Below are 16086 nucleotides of genomic sequence, written 5' to 3' on the forward strand. Positions count from 1 at the left end.
GAAAAGTTGTCGTTCGTCTAAAGCCCGTCTCCTGACGGGCTTTTTCGTTTGTGCAGGACACAGCTAATGCCGATCACTTAAGCGAATGTGGTCCATTGTAGGAGCGAGCTTGCTCGCGATGGACTCAAGCGTGCCGTGTTTAGCCAGTAAACACGCGCGTTCGTTAACGAACATCGCGAGCAAGCTCGCTCCTACAATTTCCTTAACTGAGCGGCATTAAGGACACGTCTGTTTTTTCCCTGTCATCTTTACCGTGCATGCTCCATCAACCAGAGACGCCGGTTCACCTGCACTCGGTTATCAGAACTTTCTTCTCGGGCTAGCGGTCATTTAAGGTAGACATGCCCCAGGCACTTTGTTTTCGGACTATTGAGTGGTGATCGAGATGGAAAGTATCAGTCTATTGCTCGGTGAGGCTCTGAGCCCGTATCAGGTGACGTTGACGCCGTCGGGAACCCATGGCGAATGCCTGGTGACACTGAAGAATGCGGCCGGCGCTATCGTCGTCGAGCATGGGTTCAATCAAGCCCAGTTGGCGGATAAACGTCTGCTGACGGATGTGGTCGACGGTTTGCACCGTGACGTGCTGATCGCCGAAGGACGTCTGGAACCCTGCGTTATCGCAGCGTTGCGCAATGCCGCCCAGGACAAAATCCTGGCCAGCCGAAATTGAATTGTTTTCTGTGGGAACCTTCCTGCGCCAAGGTCAGTCAGAACATGTAACAGCAGGATCAAGCATTGTGCTCCGATGCTTGTAGCTTGTTGCTACTGGTCTTTATTTAGGCCACGTTTGACCCCGAGTCGTCTCCCCACTTCTCGGGGTTTCTTTTGTCCGCGATTTGTCACTGCTCGGCCTGATGCTCAAAAAAAGCCTTGGCGGCTTCCAGGTAGTCGCTGCGCCTTGGTGGATCGAGCCAGTCGGCATACAGTCGATCCAGTCGCTCATGGGGCATGGTGCGCAACAGCTGGTTGATCTCGCTGATCGCCTGCCGACCCTGGGCGGTATTGGAACAACCGATATGCCCGGACAGGTAAGGGCCCGTGCCTTTGACCGGATAGAACACCAGTTGCTCATCGCTGATGTTTTTCTGTTGGGCCTGATAGCGGATCTCTGGCCAGTAACCCAACACCACCTGCAAACGACCCAGGCGTTGCATCTGCAAAAGGCTGCCGAGGGCGTCGTTGCCATGGTGGTGTGTCAAGGCGCCGGGCGGTGCCTGTCGCAACAGGGCGTCTAGAAGCTGCCCGTAACTGCGCTCGGCGACCACCCCGACTTTCTTCCCGCCGCTGGCCAGCAGCGCTGCCAGATCGACTTCACCGTCGATCAGGAAAGGTTCCAGAAGCGATCGTTTGTCATGCCGGATCACCAGGCCATTACTCACGGCACGAAAGGCTGGAATCGAGAACGCAATCCATTGTTCCCGCTCCTTGGTCCAGACCAGCGAGGGGTCGCACGTAAACGACTCTTCGTGGAGCATTTGCATGCCACGGGCGCGATTGACCCGCATCAGGGTGTGGTTGTATTGCGGCATACCGGCGATCAGCAGCGGCAACATTTGATCGATGACACCCTGACCTTTTTTCGGCCCTTCGAAAATCATCGTGGGCGGCAGGTCGCGCAGTAACCAGATCAAGGTGTCTTTGGGTTGCGCCGAAACGGCTGTGGTCAAACCGGCCAATAGCGCGAACGCGGCCACTGCACGCCAGTTACGGGTGTGATGGAGCGCTGATGACAGCAGCCGTTTCAGCTTAGATGGCCCCGTCTTCACGCAGCTTTGCGATCTGTCCCTTGTCATAGCCAAGATCGTGAAGTACCTGCGCATTGTGTTCGCCCAGTTGTGGCCCGACCCATTCCGATGTGCCCGGTGTCTCTGATAATTTCGGCACGATCCCCGGCATCTTGAAGTCTTTGCCGTCCGGCAATTTGGCTTTCAGGAACATTTCCCGAGCCAGATACTGTGGATCGTTGAACATGTCTTGCGCGCTGAAGATCCGGCTGGCCGGTACGTCGGCCTGATTCAATTGCTCAATGATCGTGTCCAGTGGTAGCGAGTTGGCCCAGCGATCGATGACGCCGTAAATTTCGTCGCGACGGGTATCGCGGCCATCGTTGCTGGCCAGTACAGGATCGTTGGCCAGGTCTTCGCGCCCGATGATCAGCATGAAGCGCTTGAAGATTGCATCGCCATTGGCGCCGATCTGCACATGTTTGCCGTCGGCGCTGGTGTGGATCGAAGAGGGTGTGATGCCCGGCATGATGTTGCCGGTCCGTTCGCGGATGAAACCGAAGACGTCGAACTCCGGAACCATGCTTTCCATCATGGCGAAGATCGCTTCATACAACGCCACGTCCACCACTTGTCCCTGGCCACCGTTGACCTCGCGATGACGCAGGGCCATCAATGCACCGATCACACCCCAGAGCGCGGCAATCGAGTCGCCGATGGAAATCCCGGTGCGTACCGGCGGTCGGTCTTCGAACCCGGTGATGTAACGCAAGCCGCCCATGGACTCCCCGACCGCGCCAAACCCGGGTTGGTCTTTCATTGGCCCGGTCTGGCCGAAGCCCGAGAGTCGCACCATCACCAGTTTCGGGTTCAGCGCGTGCAAGACGTCCCAGCCAAGCCCGAGCTTTTCCAGCACGCCGGGGCGAAAATTCTCGATCAGGATGTCCGCTTCGCCGAGCAGCTTTTTCAGGATTGCCAGGCCGTCCGGGTGTTTGAGGTTCAGGGTCAGGGACTTCTTGTTGCGCGCCTGGACGAACCACCACAGCGAGGTGCCTTCATACAGCTTGCGCCATTTGCGCAACGGGTCGCCGCCATCCGGGGATTCGATCTTGATCACTTCGGCGCCGAATTCGCCGCAAATGCGTGAGGCAAACGGGCCGGCAATCAGCGTACCCAATTCAATGACTTTCAGACCTGAGAGCGGTTTTCCGGTGAGCGGCATACTGGATCCTGTAGGACGAAGGCTGAGCTGATAGAGCGTTTTAACATAGCCGAACGTCAGTCGACCAAGGTTGATCGCCTTCAATTCGTTGATTGCCTATCGCATCGGTTAGACTTGCCGCCTTTCCTCGTATCAAGAAGCCCGTTCATGGCCCAGCCGTCCACGACCTACAAGTTTGAACTGAACCTCACCGACCTCGATCGCAGCGTTTATGAGTCTGTGAAGCAGACCATTGCCCGTCACCCTTCGGAAACCGAAGAGCGCATGACCGTGCGGCTGCTGGCCTACGCGTTCTGGTACAACGAGCAGCTGTCGTTTGGTCGCGGTCTGTCAGACGTGGATGAGCCGGCTCTGTGGGAAAAGAGCCTGGATGACCGTGTTCTGCACTGGATTGAAGTCGGTCAGCCAGACGCTGATCGCCTGACCTGGTGCTCACGCCGCACCGAACGCACCAGTTTGCTGGCCTACGGCAGCCTGCGCGTCTGGGAAACCAAGGTGATTCCGGCGATCAAAAACCTGAAAAACGTGCACATCGCTGCCGTGCCCCAGGAAGTCCTGGAAACCCTGGCCAAGGACATGCCCCGCGTTATCAAGTGGGACGTGATGATCAGCGAAGGGACCATCTTCGTCACCGACGACCGTGGTCAACACGAAGTCCAGTTGCAGTGGCTGAGCGGCGAACGCGGCTGATTTTTTGCCGATTGTTCGCGTTTTCCGGTTTTATCCTACGTATTCAAGAGAAGCACCTGTCACCCCATGCGCATCGAACCTCGCCTGTTGCCCGACACCCTGCCATTCCTCGGTGATCTGCCGCCACTGCTGACCCGTCTGTATGCGGCGCGGGGCGTGCTGTCCGAGGCTGAACTGGACAAGAGCCTGAAGCGACTGATCCCGTTCGAACAACTCAAAGGCATCGACTCCGCCGTGGATTTGCTGGTGACGGCGCTCGAACAACGGCAGCGGATTCTGATCGTCGGCGACTTCGATGCCGATGGCGCGACCGCCAGTACCGTGGGCGTGTTGGGCTTGCGTCTGCTGGGCGCGGCGCACGTCGACTATCTGGTGCCGAACCGATTCGAGTATGGCTACGGCCTGACACCAGAGATCGTTGCGGTGGCGCTGGAACGTCAGCCCCAGCTGCTGATAACCGTGGACAACGGTATTTCCAGTGTCGAAGGCGTGGCAGCGGCGAAAAAGGCCGGGCTCCAGGTGTTGGTCACCGACCACCACTTGCCCGGCGATGAACTGCCGTTGGCCGATGCCATCGTCAATCCGAACCAGCCGGGGTGCGACTTCCCGAGCAAGGCGTTGGCCGGCGTCGGGGTGATTTTCTATGTGCTGATGGCCCTGCGTGCGCGCTTGCGCGCTCTGGGCTGGTACGAGAGCCAGCCTCAGCCGAACATCGGCGAGTTGCTGGACCTTGTGGCCCTGGGCAGCGTCGCCGACGTGGTGCCGCTGGATGCCAACAACCGGATTCTGGTGCACCAGGGACTTGAGCGGATTCGTGCCGGACGTGCGCGGCCGGGGATCAAGGCGATCCTCGAAGTGGCCAAACGTGAGTCTGCGCGCATCACCTCCACCGATCTGGGATTTATCGTCGGCCCACGCCTTAACGCGGCAGGAAGGCTGGATGACATGAGCCTGGGCATCGAATGCCTGCTCACCGACGACGCCGGTATGGCGCGGGAAATGGCGGTCCAGCTCGACGGCATGAACCAGGACCGCAAATCCATCGAGCAGGGCATGCAGCGTGAGGCGCTGGCTCAGCTCAAGGACTTGCCGGTCGAATCGATGCCGTTCGGTCTGTGCCTGTTTGATCCAGAGTGGCACCAGGGTGTCATCGGCATCCTCGCCTCGCGTATGAAAGAGCGCTATTTCCGTCCGACGATTGCCTTTGCCGATGCGGGCGATGGCATGCTCAAGGGCTCGGGACGTTCGGTTCAGGGCTTCCACATTCGCGACGCCTTGAGCGTCGTGGCGGCACAGCATCCCAACCTGATCAGCAAGTACGGCGGTCATGCCATGGCGGCCGGCTTGACGTTGCCCGAAGCGAATTTTCCGTTGTTCGCCGAAGCCTTTGACGCTGAGGTGCGTAGGCAATTGCGCGAAGAGGACCTGACCGGGCGCTTGCTGTCGGACGGCACCCTGGCGGTCGAGGAATTTCACCTGGAACTGGCCCGCGCGTTGCGCCATGCCGGGCCTTGGGGGCAGCACTTCCCGGAGCCGTTGTTCCATGGCGTGTTTCAATTGGTCGAGCAGCGCGTCGTCGGTGAGCGGCACCTTAAAGTGGTGCTCAGAAGTGAATGTGGCTCGGTCAAACTCGACGGCATTGCCTTTGGCATCGACCGTGATATCTGGCCGAATCCGACCATCAAGTGGGTGGAATTGGCTTACAAACTGGACCTTAACGAGTTTCGCGGGAATGAGACCGTTCAATTGATGATTGCCCACATCGAACCGCGTTAGGCCCTTCGCGAGCAGGCTCGCTCCCACAGGATTTGCGCGAGCCTTGTGGGAGCGAGCCTGCTCGCGAAAGCGATCTTTCTGACACCCGATCTATCTGAACCCTCCCTCTTCCTCCGTTGTCGACTAGGCTCTAAGCACTGCTTGATAATCCTTGTGACGTCTTGTCCTGTTTTTTGCCCGCGGGGGCGGGTGCTGCACCTTTTTCCTGTCACTCGTCGACTTTTCAAACAGAACCCTGGAGCCTGCCCACTGATTCGAGAGGTGCCCCATGAGTCTGCTGCTTGAACCCTATACCCTTCGCCAATTGACCCTGCTCAACCGCATCGCCGTGTCACCGATGTGCCAGTATTCCAGCGTCGATGGGCTGGCCAATGACTGGCACCTGGTGCACCTCGGCAGCCGCGCTGTCGGCGGCGCGGGTCTGGTGTTTACCGAAGCCACGGCAGTCACCGCCGAGGGACGTATCACCGCCCAGGACCTCGGCTTGTGGAACGATGAACAGATCGAACCCCTGCAGCGCATTACCCGTTTCATCGCCGCTCAAGGCGCCGTCGCCGGCATTCAATTGGCTCACGCCGGACGCAAGGCCAGTACCCATCGGCCGTGGCTCGGCAAACACGGCAGTCTTAAGCCGCAAGACGGTGGATGGACCCCGGTCGGTCCTTCGCCGATTGCGTTCGACCCCCAGCACACCGCACCGAAGCAGCTTGATGACAGCCAGATCGCCGAGATCATTCAGGCCTTTGTCGACTCGGCAAAACGAGCCTTGGTTGCCGGTTTCAAAGTGGTTGAAATCCACGCTGCCCACGGTTACCTGTTGCATCAGTTTTTGTCGCCCCTGAGTAATCAGCGGCGCGATCAATATGGGGGCTCGTTCGAAAATCGAATTCGGCTGGTGCTGCAAGTCACCGAAGCCGTGCGCGCAGTGTGGCCTGAAGAGTTGCCGTTGTTCGTGCGAGTGTCGGCCACCGACTGGGTCGAAGATGGCTGGAACCCCGATGAAACCGTCGAGCTGGCACGACGCCTCAAAGATTTGGGCGTGGACCTGATTGACGTCTCGTCGGGCGGTACAGCGGCCAACGCTGAGATTCCTACAGGCCCGGGTTACCAGACCCGCTTCGCCGAACGTGTGCGCAAGGAGTCAGGCATTGCCACCGGTACGGTAGGAATGATCACCGAACCGGCCCAGGCCGAACACATTTTGCGTACCTGTCAGGCGGACATCATCTTCCTCGCCCGAGAGCTGCTGCGCGATCCCTATTGGCCGCTGCATGCCGATGATGATCTGGGCGGGAACAAGGCGATCTGGCCGGCGCAGTATCAGCGGGCGACCCATCGTGATCAGCCGATTCATGAGTCGGATTTGCGCGACTGAGTGAGGCGGTAAAAACAAAAAGCCCCGATCGAGTTGATCGGGGCTTTTGCGTGTTTGGGCGGGATATTTGTTGCCCGTCAGGCCGTCTTCGCGAGCAGGCTCGCTCCCACATTGATTTTGTGCACGACGGAGATCACCTGTGGGAGCGAGCCTGCTCGCGAAGGGGCCAAATCAAACACCCTCCTTTCCTCAGGTGTACTTACGCTTCTCTGGCGCCGGCGGGAAGTACTGGTACAACCAGGTCTCACTCAACGTCCGGTCATGGGTGCGAATGAACAACCGAAATTCCACCGGCTCCACGCTGTCGTTGGTCGGGTACCAGTCAAACGTGATGCGGTAACCCTTGATGTCATCGAGCACCAGCACATTGAAATCTTTCACCTGCCCGTTCGAGCAAGTGACCACCGGCTCGATCCCCGCACCTTCCGGCAAGCGGTCCAGCCCGCCACCGGTGAAGTCCACGGCGAAGCGACGAGCCCAGACTTGCGGGTAATGCTCGCCCGGCGCCCAACCTTCGACGAAACCGCCCATGCCCGAACGGGTCGCATTGACCCGCGCCAACGGTGTACCGACCGGTGGCAGGGCGCTCCAGTAGAGCTTGTAGCCGTAGTTCAGGGAATCACCGGGCGCGACCGGCTTTTTCGGCGTCCAGAACGCGACAATGTTGTCGAGAGTTTCGCCGGTTGTAGGAATTTCCAACAAATCGACAGAGCCTTCACCCCACGCGGTCGTCGGTTCTACCCACAGGCTGGGGCGCCTGCTGTACCAGTCGACGGTGTCCTGATAACTGTCGAATTCGTGATCGGTCTGCACCAGGCCGAAACCTTTCGGGTCGGTGTCGGCGAAGGCGTTGAATTGCAAGGTGGCCGGGTTGTTCAGTGGTCGGCAGATCCATTCGCCGTTGCCGCGCCACATGGCCAGACGATCCGAGTCGTGGATTTGCGGGTGAATGGTGTCGCACATGCGCCGCTCATGTGTGCCGCAACTGAACATGCTGGTCATCGGCGCGATACCCAGTTGTTCGATGGCCGTGCGCGCATTGATGTGGGCATCGACGCCCATGACGACCTGACTGGCCTGGCAGTCAATATCGAAACGGTACGCGCCAGTGGCGCTCGGCGAATCCAGCAGGGCGTAGACCACGAAGCGGGTGCTGTCCTTGTCCGGTGTCTCGAACCAGAATTTGGTGAAGTCGGGAAACTCCTCACGCTTCTTGGCGTAGGTGTCGATCGCCAGGCCACGCGCCGACAGTCCGTACTGGCCTGTGGCGTCCACGGCACGGAAATAGCTGGCGCCGAGAAAGGACAATACGTCGTGTTTATCCAGCTCCGGTGCCTTGAACAGCTTGAACCCGGAAAACCCCAGGTCGCCCGTGAGCTGTTTGGTGTCGACCGTGGTTTTTTCATAGTTGAACAGAGACGGGCGGAAATGCACCTCGCGAGCCTGGCGCGTCTTCGGATCGACGCTATACATGCGCACCGGCTGCTTGAAACCCATACCGACGTGGAAGAACTGCACATCCAGCTGACCGTTCAGCTCATTCCACAGCGAGTGATTGCCGTCGTACTGGATCGCGTTGAAGTTCTGCGGCGTCATGGTCGCGAGCGTCGGCGGCAGCACCTGCTTGGTGTCCTGATAGCGATTGCCGGCAAGCTGCTTGGCCTGGATCTTCAGCGCTTCGAAGTCGAACGTCTGAGCCTCGCCATCCGCCGCGCCATTCCCCGCCCAAGCGCGTGCGGCCAGCAGGCCAGTGGCAGACAAACCGGTATAAGCCGCAATGGCCATCGATGCTTTGAGCAAATTCCTGCGATGCATAAGTACAACCTGTCGTGAACAATCCCGCGCCGTTCCTGGCACGTGCTGGATCTGAAAAATCGGTTCGGACATGCCTTCGGCCAAACGCAACGGACATTAAACAGATGCCAAATAGCTTAAACCGTTCGGTTGCAGAGGAAAAATGATTGATGGCACAGCGACAGCGCAGCAATGAAACAAGAAGTGTCGGTAAAGTTTTCCGACAGAGCTTTCTGATTTATAGGGCATTTCTGCTTTTTTTGACTAATTACTCTAAAAATCGCTTTTCAGCGCCCGGATAGTTTCTATTCTGTGGTCATGACCGGTTTTTGCCCTTCAGGCCGGCGACTGACAAAAAGGAGAGGGCGATGCGGTTTTTGAAGTTTTCTCGGGCTTATAAAAGGACATCGTCCATGACGAAAGTACGAAGCATCACCGAAATGTTGGGGATTTTTCCGTGCCTGGCGACCGGGCGGCGAAGGCGTCGACTCAGCTCAGATGAGATGACGTTGGTGGAGCGTTATCGGGACTTGTCTGAGGACGACCGGATTGCGATGCGGTATCTGGTGGATGCGATGCGGAGTGTTTCGCGGTTTTGACGAGGTACGACGTTCAGCCGTGGCGATAGTGTCACGGTTGAATGTCGCCAATTACCAATTCTGCGATCGCTCTGCCCGTTGGTGCAAAACACGCAGTATCTGTATCTGACCATGCATCAGTCGATAGGGAGCAATGAATGGATAACGGCCGAATACCAATTCGCGTACATCTGGTACTACAGAGGGCCTTCCTGAACCTGGAAACCGCTCCAGCTGATGGAAGGATTGCAGAAAAATCGCTATTACCTCGAAAGCGGCATCAGCGCCAAGGGCGCCTTGGTAATACTCATGAATAGAGTCGAGGTCACTTTCTGCTTTTTCAGTCAGTACTACGCTCGGCACGTTTTGCCCACTTAGCCTTTACGGCATCCAGATCGGAAAGTTTTCCTGCGTCGGCGTCTGCTATGCCATCGCTTATGGCTTGCAGATGCCATGACTCGGCTTCTACATATCGAATCAATGCACGTTTCAGATGGTACTGACGGTCGCGATCGGTAGCTGCGGCCAGATTGTCCAGCTGCTGGGCCAGCGTTTCTTCAACTCGAAAAGACAAAACGGGCGAAGCCATGGTGGCTCTCCTGAGTAGGTGTATACGTTGTAAACGACGTAAACACCCTAGGTCTTACCGCCGTGTTCGTCAACCAGCTGCCGTGCATTGATTTGAATAAACCTTAGCGTGGGAAAGCAAAATGGGAGGTAGGGATATATTTCGACATGCAACGAGTGCCCCGGCACCGCTGATGGCGCCGGGGCGATGCCGTTACCTGCTGACTTTCCAGGCATCCCCCGCAGGCGCGGTGCCGTGGTCATACGGTTTGCCGAGCCACATATAGAGCAAGCCAAGACCAATCACGATCGCCGTGCTCAGCACCATGGCGTAGTTGATGTACCACGCCGCATCCGGGGTGCGCGGCCAGGCCATGTTGATAATCGCGCTTACGCCATAAACCAGTGCACCGATGTTCACGGCCCAGCCCCATGCGCCGAGTGTGAACTTGCCACTTGGTTTCCAGCCTTTCATACGCGCATAGAGTGCTCCGAGCACGATCATCTGGAACGCCAGGTAGATACCGATGGCCGCGAAGCTGACGATGGTTGCCACCGCATCTTGCAGGAAGAAGCCCAGCACGATGATCAGTGCTGGCAGGACGCCGGACACGAACAGCGCCGCCACCGGAACCTGAGTGACAGAGGAGATTTTCTTCAGCAGTGAGCTGCCAATGATCATTTCATCCCGAGCGTAGGAGTACAGCAGACGACTCGCCGCTGCTTGCAGGCTGATGACGCAGGAGATGAAGGAAATCATCACCACGCCCATCACCACTTTCGAACCGACCGGGCCGAAGGCGTTGTTGAGGATGGTGGTGACCGGGTCCTTGTCGGTACCGTTGATCACGGCTTGCATGTCCGGCACGGCGAGGATCAGCGCCAGGCAGGCGAACATTGCTGCGATGCCGCCGATGTAGATGGTCATGCGCATGGCCACCGGGATCTGCTTGCTCGGGTTCGGGGTTTCTTCGGCCACATCGCCGCAGGCCTCGAAGCCGTAGTACAGGAACATCCCCGCCAGCGATGCGGTCAGGAATGCCGGCAAATAAGAGCCATCGACACGGATATCGAAGGTGTTGAACAACACGCTGATCGATTGATGACGCTCGAAGACCAGCAGGTAAACGCCGACGACCACCGCGCCAACCAGTTCGCACAGGAAGCCGAACATGGCAATGCGCGCCAGCACTTTGGTGCCGCTGAGGTTGACCAGCGTAGCGAACAGCGTCAGGAACAAGGCGATGACGATGTTGGTGTTGTTGCTCGGTTCGAAGCCCATCATGGCCGCCAGGTACGGACCGGCACCCACGGCAACTGCAGCGATGGTCACGCACAGGGCGATGGAGTAGATCCAGCCGACCATCCACGCCCAGCGTTTGCCCACCAAGCGACGAGCCCACGGGTAAACGCCGCCGGAAATGGGGAACTGCGAGACCACTTCACCGAAGATCAGGCACACCAGCAACTGGCCGCATCCGACCAGCAAATAAGCCCAGAACATCGGTGGCCCGCCAGCGGCCAGGCACAAGCCGAACAGGGTATAAACCCCTACGACCGGAGAGAGGTAAGTGAAGCCCAGGGCGAAGTTTTCCCACAGGCTCATGCTGCGATTGAAGTTCGAGGTGTAACCCAGTTTACGTAGTTGCTCGGTATCGCTGTCGGCAGCGGATGCAGAGAGTTCGGGTAGTGCACTCATGGTGTGTAAGCTCCGGAAAATCGGCAGATTTCGGATGTCCGAAACCGTGGCAGGGCCATGACGGCGCTGCCCGGATCGGTGGTTATTGTTTTGTTTGTCTGCGTTGAAACCTGGTGGTACGTAATGCCGGTTTCGACCTTGAAACCGAGGTGACGCCTTCGCGAACAGGCTCGCTCCCACAGGTTCATCGCAATCCATGTGGGAGCGAGCCTGCTCGCGATGTTTTTAATGCTTGAACATCACATGCCGCACAACGGTGTAGTCCTCCAGCCCGTACATCGACATGTCCTTGCCATACCCGGACAGTTTCTGACCGCCATGGGGCATTTCGCTGACCAGCATGAAGTGCGTATTCACCCAGGTGCAGCCGTACTGCAAGCGTGCCGACAAGCGATGCGCGCGACCGACGTCCGAGGTCCAGACCGACGACGCCAGGCCATAGTCCGAATCGTTGGCCCAGCCCAGCACCTGCGCTTCATCGGTGAATTTGGTCACCGACACCACCGGCCCGAACACTTCGCGACGCACGATCTCGTCGTCCTGTTGCGCATCGGCCAACACCGTCGGTTCGAAGAAGAAGCCATTGCCGTCCACCGCCTTGCCCCCGGTGATCAACCGGATGTGCGGCTGCGCCACGGCCCGCTCGACAAACCCGGCCACGCGGTCGCGATGTTGCGCGGTGATCAGCGGACCGAGTTCGGTCGACGGATCATCCTGCAAGCCGTACTTGATGCTGCTGACGGCGGCGCCAAGCTTCTCGACGAACCGGTCGTAGATGCCTTCCTGCGCATAGATGCGGCAGGCGGCGGTGCAATCCTGGCCAGCGTTGTAGAAGCCGAAGGTGCGGATGCCTTCCACGGCCGCATCGATGTCGGCGTCGTCGAAGATGATCACCGGGGCTTTGCCGCCCAGTTCCATGTGCATGCGTTTGACGCTGTCGGCGGTGCTGGAAATGATGTTCGCGCCCGTGGCGATCGAACCGGTCAACGACACCATGCGCACTTTCGGGTGCGTGACCAGCGGGCTGCCCACTGTAGGGCCCCGGCCAAATACCAGGTTGAGCACGCCGGCCGGGAAAATCTCCGACGCCAGCTCAGCCAGACGCAGGGCGGTCAGCGGGGTTTGTTCCGACGGCTTGAGCACCACGGTATTACCGGCGGCGAGGGCCGGGGCGATTTTCCAGGCGACCATCATCAATGGGTAGTTCCACGGCGCGATGGAGGCGATCACGCCCACTGGATCGCGGCGGATCATCGAGGTATGGCCCGGCAGGTATTCACCGCCCGCCGAACCGCTCATGCAACGGCTGGCGCCGGCGAAGAAGCGGAACACGTCGGCAATCGCCGGGATTTCGTCGTTCAGCGCGGCGCTGTAAGGCTTGCCGCAGTTGTCCGATTCCAGTTTGGCCAGTTCCTCGCCGTGGGCTTCGATGGCGTCGGCCAGTTTGAGCAGCAGCAACGAACGCTCTTTCGGCGGGGTGTGCGACCAGCTGTCGAAGGCGGCATCGGCGGCGCGCACGGCGGCATCGACCTGGGCTTCGCTGGCTTCGTTGATTTCCACCAGCACCCGACCGAGGGCCGGGTTGAACACGGGTTGGGCGGGGCCTTCGCCGTCGAGCAGTTGGCCGTTGATCAAAAGTTTGGTTTGCATGACGTTGTCCTCATTGCCGCTTTTATTTTTCTGTCGAAACCGGGGCCCCTGTGGGAGCGAGCTTGCTCGCGATAGCGGTCTTTCTGTCGACATCTCTGTTGAATGTCAGTCCGTCATCGCGAGCAAGCTCGCTCCCACAGAAAGCCCGTTTCCACAGTGAGAAAGGGTTGTCAGTTATTTCCCGCCACTGCCCGCGACGCTTTCGCCGCCACGGGTCAGGTAATAGGCGCCGAGAATCGGCAGCATGGTCACCATCATCACGAGCATCGCGACGACGTTGGTCACCGGCACATCCCGTGGGCGGCTGAGCTGGTTGAGCAGCCACAGCGGCAGAGTGCGTTCATGGCCGGCGGTGAAAGTGGTGACGATGATTTCGTCGAACGACAGGGCAAACGCGAGCATGCCGCCGGCCAGCAACGCCGAGCCAAGGTTCGGCAGGACGATGTAGCGGAAGGTCTGCCAACCGTCGGCGCCGAGGTCCATCGAGGCTTCGATCAAGCTGTGCGAGGTGCGGCGCAATCGGGCGATGACGTTGTTGTAGACAATCACGACGCAGAAGGTCGCGTGGCCGACGATGATGGTGAACATCCCCGGTTCGATACCCAAGGTCTTGAAGGTCGCCAGCAGCGCGATACCCGTGATGATCCCTGGCAAGGCAATCGGCAGGATCAACATCAGCGAAATGCCTTGTTTGCCGAAGAAATCCCGCCGGTATAACGCCGCCGACGCGAGGGTGCCAAGCACCATGGCGATCAACGTCGCAATGGCGGCGATCTGCGCCGACAGCTTGATCGCTTCCAGCACGTCGGGGCGCGAAAACGCCACGCTGAACCAGTGCAGGGTGAAGCCCTTGGGTGGAAAGCTGAAGGCCGCGTCTTCGGTGTTGAAGGCGTACATGAAGATGATCAGGATCGGGAAGTGCAGAAACACCAACCCGCCCCAGGCTGCGATTTTTAAGCCTAAAGAAGCTTTCTCAGAGTGCATCGAAGGCCCCCAGTCGTTTAACGATGGTCAGGTAGACGGCGATCAACACAATCGGCACCAGCGTGAACGCGGCGGCCATCGGCATGTTGCCGATCGCGCCTTGCTGCGCATAAACCATGCTGCCGACGAAGTAGCCCGGCGGACCCACCAGTTGCGGCACGATGAAGTCGCCCAGGGTCAGCGAAAAGGTGAAGATCGAGCCGGCGGCTATGCCCGGAATGGACAGTGGCAGAATCACCTGCGTGAAGGTCTGGCGCGGCTTGGCGCCAAGGTCGGCCGAGGCTTGCAGCAAGGAGGGTGGCAAGCGTTCCAGCGACGCCTGGATCGGCAGGATCATGAAGGGCAGCCAGATGTAGACGAACACCATGAACCGCCCCAGGTGCGAGGTCGACAACGTGCTGCCGCCCAGCCCCGAAATACCCAGCACGAACTGCAAAACCGGCTCTAGCCCCAGGTGTTGAACGAACCACTGTGCGACGCCTCCCTTGGCCAGCAGCAACGTCCAGGCGTAAGCCTTGACGATGTAGCTGGCCCACATCGGCATCATCACCGCGATGTAGAAAAACGCTTTGGTTTTGCCGGTGGTGTAACGCGCCATGTAGTAGGCAATCGGGAACGCGACGATGGCGCTGGCGATCGACACGACAATCGCCATGCTCAGCGTGCGCAGGATGATGTCGAAATTCGATGGCTGAAACAGTGCCGCGAAGTTCGCCAGGGTCAGGTCGGGGGTGACCGCCATGGTGAAGTCATCGAAGGTGTAGAAACCTTGCCACAGTAAAACCAGCAGCGAACCGAGATAGATCGCGCCGAACCATAGCAGCGGCGGCAGCAGCAGCAGCGACAGGTAAAAATTCGGTCGGCGATACAGCAGGTTGGAGAACCTGCGCAACGGCGAGCCGCCGGATGGGTGTTGAGAGATGGCCAAGGTGTTCATTTCACACCCCGCCAACAACGGTGTCGTGCAGCAGGATCATCGCTTCCCGCGCCCAGCGTGCGCTGATGCGTTGCCCGGTCTGGTGCTGGGCACTGACGTCCAGCCACTGCACGTTGGCCTGGCTGATGTTCAGGGTCTGGCCGTTTTCCAGCTTCATTTCATAGCGGGTGGCGCTGCCCTGGTATTGAATGTCATGCAGCAAGCCGCTGACTTCGATCTCGTGGCTGGCCAACGGGCCTTCGGCGAAACGCACGTGCTCCGGACGAATCGAAAATGGCTGTGGATTGCCGCTCAACTGCTTCGCCAGATCACCGCGAATCACGTTCGAGGTGCCGACGAATTCAGCGACGAAGGTGGTCACTGGCTTCATATAGAGGTTGCGCGGCGTGTCGACCTGCTCGATGCGACCCTTATTGAATACGGCCACGCGGTCGGACATCGACAAGGCTTCAGTCTGGTCGTGGGTGACGAAGATGAAGGTGATGCCGAGTTGGCGTTGCAGCTTTTTCAGCTCGCTCTGCATTTGCTCGCGCAGCTTCAAGTCCAGCGCCCCGAGGGGTTCGTCGAGCAGCAACACGCGAGGGCGATTGACCAAGGCTCGAGCCAGGGCCACACGCTGGCGCTGGCCGCCGGACAATTGCACGGGCTTGCGCTCGCCGTAGCCACCGAGGGCGACCATGTCGAGGGCTTCTTCGGCACGCTTCTGGCGTTCGGCCTTGCCGACGCCTTTGACTTTCAAACCGTAGGCGACGTTGTCGAGTACGTTCATGTGCGGGAACAGTGCGTAATCCTGGAAGACCGTGTTGACGTCACGCTGATAGGGCGGCAGGCCGGCGGCCTCTTGGCCATGAATCCGGATGGAGCCTGCGCTCGGTTGTTCGAAACCGGCGATCAGGCGCAAACAAGTGGTTTTGCCCGAGCCGGAAGGGCCCAGCATGGAGAAAAACTCGCCGTCCTGGATATCGATGGAAACCCGGTCTACGGCTTTCACTTCGCCGAACAGACGGGAAACGTTGGTGAACTGGACTGCAAGCGTCATGGTGCGGAACTCCGAGAATCTGAAACTTTAAAAGCATCGCGAGCAGGC

At 59.0% G+C, this 16086-nt stretch carries 15 protein-coding genes; 5 read left to right on the forward strand and 10 right to left on the reverse strand.

Features of this window, described 5'->3' with window-relative positions; translation table 11 throughout:
- The first annotated feature begins 385 nt into the window (after nt 1-385).
- Entirely contained in the window at nt 386-673 is a 288-nt protein-coding gene (locus tag AC1MDT_RS27240) for a DUF3509 domain-containing protein (protein ID WP_480419791.1), read from the forward strand.
- Nucleotides 674-842: 169 nt separating this feature from the next.
- Here the strand turns inward: AC1MDT_RS27240 and AC1MDT_RS27245 are convergent, their stop codons facing one another.
- Together AC1MDT_RS27245 and AC1MDT_RS27250 are read right to left on the reverse strand one after the other, a co-directional pair.
- Nucleotides 843-1769, reverse strand: a complete 927-nt coding sequence (locus tag AC1MDT_RS27245) for a TIGR02285 family protein (RefSeq protein ID WP_480419792.1) — start codon at nt 1767-1769, stop codon at nt 843-845.
- Nucleotides 1750-2949 (reverse strand): CaiB/BaiF CoA transferase family protein, encoded by a 1200-nt coding sequence (locus AC1MDT_RS27250; RefSeq protein ID WP_480419793.1) that lies wholly within the window; start codon nt 2947-2949, stop codon nt 1750-1752. Before AC1MDT_RS27250 ends, AC1MDT_RS27245 begins: the two co-directional genes overlap by 20 nt.
- A gap of 147 nt (nt 2950-3096) precedes the next feature.
- On the opposite strand from AC1MDT_RS27250, the gene AC1MDT_RS27255 reads away from it, so the two are divergent.
- The 3 genes from AC1MDT_RS27255 to AC1MDT_RS27265 all read left to right on the forward strand — a co-directional run bounded on the left by AC1MDT_RS27255 (nt 3097) and on the right by AC1MDT_RS27265 (nt 6790).
- On the forward strand, nt 3097-3639 hold the full coding sequence (locus AC1MDT_RS27255) for a YaeQ family protein (RefSeq protein WP_007897614.1): 543 nt from the start codon (nt 3097-3099) through the stop codon (nt 3637-3639).
- 66 nt (nt 3640-3705) lie between these two features.
- Nucleotides 3706-5415 (forward strand): single-stranded-DNA-specific exonuclease RecJ, encoded by a 1710-nt coding sequence (recJ, locus tag AC1MDT_RS27260; RefSeq protein ID WP_480419794.1) that lies wholly within the window; start codon nt 3706-3708, stop codon nt 5413-5415.
- 268 nt (nt 5416-5683) lie between these two features.
- Nucleotides 5684-6790 carry an NADH:flavin oxidoreductase/NADH oxidase gene (locus tag AC1MDT_RS27265; protein WP_480419795.1) on the forward strand — a complete coding sequence of 369 codons (1107 nt, stop codon included), beginning with the start codon at nt 5684-5686 and terminating at the stop codon, nt 6788-6790.
- A gap of 189 nt (nt 6791-6979) precedes the next feature.
- Here the strand turns inward: AC1MDT_RS27265 and AC1MDT_RS27270 are convergent, their stop codons facing one another.
- On the reverse strand, nt 6980-8605 hold the full coding sequence (locus tag AC1MDT_RS27270) for a glucan biosynthesis protein D (RefSeq protein ID WP_480419796.1): 1626 nt from the start codon (nt 8603-8605) through the stop codon (nt 6980-6982).
- Nucleotides 8606-8997: 392 nt separating this feature from the next.
- Between AC1MDT_RS27270 and AC1MDT_RS27275 the strand changes: the two genes are divergently transcribed.
- Nucleotides 8998-9183, forward strand: a complete 186-nt coding sequence (locus tag AC1MDT_RS27275; RefSeq protein ID WP_480419797.1) for a hypothetical protein — start codon at nt 8998-9000, stop codon at nt 9181-9183.
- 51 nt (nt 9184-9234) lie between these two features.
- Here the strand turns inward: AC1MDT_RS27275 and AC1MDT_RS27280 are convergent, their stop codons facing one another.
- The 7 genes from AC1MDT_RS27280 to AC1MDT_RS27310 form a co-directional block, all read right to left on the reverse strand.
- Nucleotides 9235-9525 (reverse strand): type II toxin-antitoxin system RelE/ParE family toxin, encoded by a 291-nt coding sequence (locus AC1MDT_RS27280; RefSeq protein WP_201114526.1) that lies wholly within the window; start codon nt 9523-9525, stop codon nt 9235-9237.
- Nucleotides 9503-9751 carry a CopG family ribbon-helix-helix protein gene (locus AC1MDT_RS27285; protein ID WP_480419798.1) on the reverse strand — a complete coding sequence of 83 codons (249 nt, stop codon included), beginning with the start codon at nt 9749-9751 and terminating at the stop codon, nt 9503-9505. Before AC1MDT_RS27285 ends, AC1MDT_RS27280 begins: the two co-directional genes overlap by 23 nt.
- Before the next feature lie 192 nt (nt 9752-9943).
- A complete protein-coding gene (locus AC1MDT_RS27290) occupies nt 9944-11428 on the reverse strand; it encodes an APC family permease (protein WP_480419799.1) in 1485 nt (494 codons plus the stop codon).
- A gap of 225 nt (nt 11429-11653) precedes the next feature.
- Entirely contained in the window at nt 11654-13078 is a 1425-nt protein-coding gene (locus tag AC1MDT_RS27295; protein ID WP_480419800.1) for a gamma-aminobutyraldehyde dehydrogenase, read from the reverse strand.
- A gap of 174 nt (nt 13079-13252) precedes the next feature.
- Nucleotides 13253-14062, reverse strand: a complete 810-nt coding sequence (locus AC1MDT_RS27300) for an ABC transporter permease (RefSeq protein ID WP_480419801.1) — start codon at nt 14060-14062, stop codon at nt 13253-13255.
- The gene (locus AC1MDT_RS27305; RefSeq protein WP_480419802.1) at nt 14052-14999 is read right to left on the reverse strand and encodes an ABC transporter permease; all 948 of its coding nucleotides are present in this window, start codon (nt 14997-14999) and stop codon (nt 14052-14054) included. Before AC1MDT_RS27305 ends, AC1MDT_RS27300 begins: the two co-directional genes overlap by 11 nt.
- A 1-nt stretch (nt 15000) precedes the next feature.
- Nucleotides 15001-16038, reverse strand: coding sequence for an ABC transporter ATP-binding protein (locus tag AC1MDT_RS27310; RefSeq protein WP_480419803.1), 1038 nt, complete (start codon nt 16036-16038; stop codon nt 15001-15003).
- Between the last annotated feature and the right edge of the window lie 48 nt (nt 16039-16086).

This window comes from Pseudomonas sp. ASL7 (genome assembly GCF_056680375.1).

Coding starts and splice junctions, on each gene's coding strand:
- AC1MDT_RS27285 (WP_480419798.1), bottom strand. CDS start 9,751: ATGGCTTCGCCCGTTTTGTCTTTTCGAGTTGAAGAAACGCTGGCCCAG.
- AC1MDT_RS27305 (WP_480419802.1), bottom strand. CDS start 14,999: ATGAACACCTTGGCCATCTCTCAACACCCATCCGGCGGCTCGCCGTTG.
- AC1MDT_RS27290 (WP_480419799.1), bottom strand. CDS start 11,428: ATGAGTGCACTACCCGAACTCTCTGCATCCGCTGCCGACAGCGATACC.
- AC1MDT_RS27255 (WP_007897614.1), top strand. CDS start 3,097: ATGGCCCAGCCGTCCACGACCTACAAGTTTGAACTGAACCTCACCGAC.
- AC1MDT_RS27300 (WP_480419801.1), bottom strand. CDS start 14,062: ATGCACTCTGAGAAAGCTTCTTTAGGCTTAAAAATCGCAGCCTGGGGC.
- AC1MDT_RS27250 (WP_480419793.1), bottom strand. CDS start 2,949: ATGCCGCTCACCGGAAAACCGCTCTCAGGTCTGAAAGTCATTGAATTG.
- AC1MDT_RS27275 (WP_480419797.1), top strand. CDS start 8,998: ATGACGAAAGTACGAAGCATCACCGAAATGTTGGGGATTTTTCCGTGC.
- AC1MDT_RS27310 (WP_480419803.1), bottom strand. CDS start 16,038: ATGACGCTTGCAGTCCAGTTCACCAACGTTTCCCGTCTGTTCGGCGAA.
- AC1MDT_RS27240 (WP_480419791.1), top strand. CDS start 386: ATGGAAAGTATCAGTCTATTGCTCGGTGAGGCTCTGAGCCCGTATCAG.
- AC1MDT_RS27270 (WP_480419796.1), bottom strand. CDS start 8,605: ATGCATCGCAGGAATTTGCTCAAAGCATCGATGGCCATTGCGGCTTAT.
- AC1MDT_RS27295 (WP_480419800.1), bottom strand. CDS start 13,078: ATGCAAACCAAACTTTTGATCAACGGCCAACTGCTCGACGGCGAAGGC.
- recJ (WP_480419794.1), top strand. CDS start 3,706: ATGCGCATCGAACCTCGCCTGTTGCCCGACACCCTGCCATTCCTCGGT.
- AC1MDT_RS27265 (WP_480419795.1), top strand. CDS start 5,684: ATGAGTCTGCTGCTTGAACCCTATACCCTTCGCCAATTGACCCTGCTC.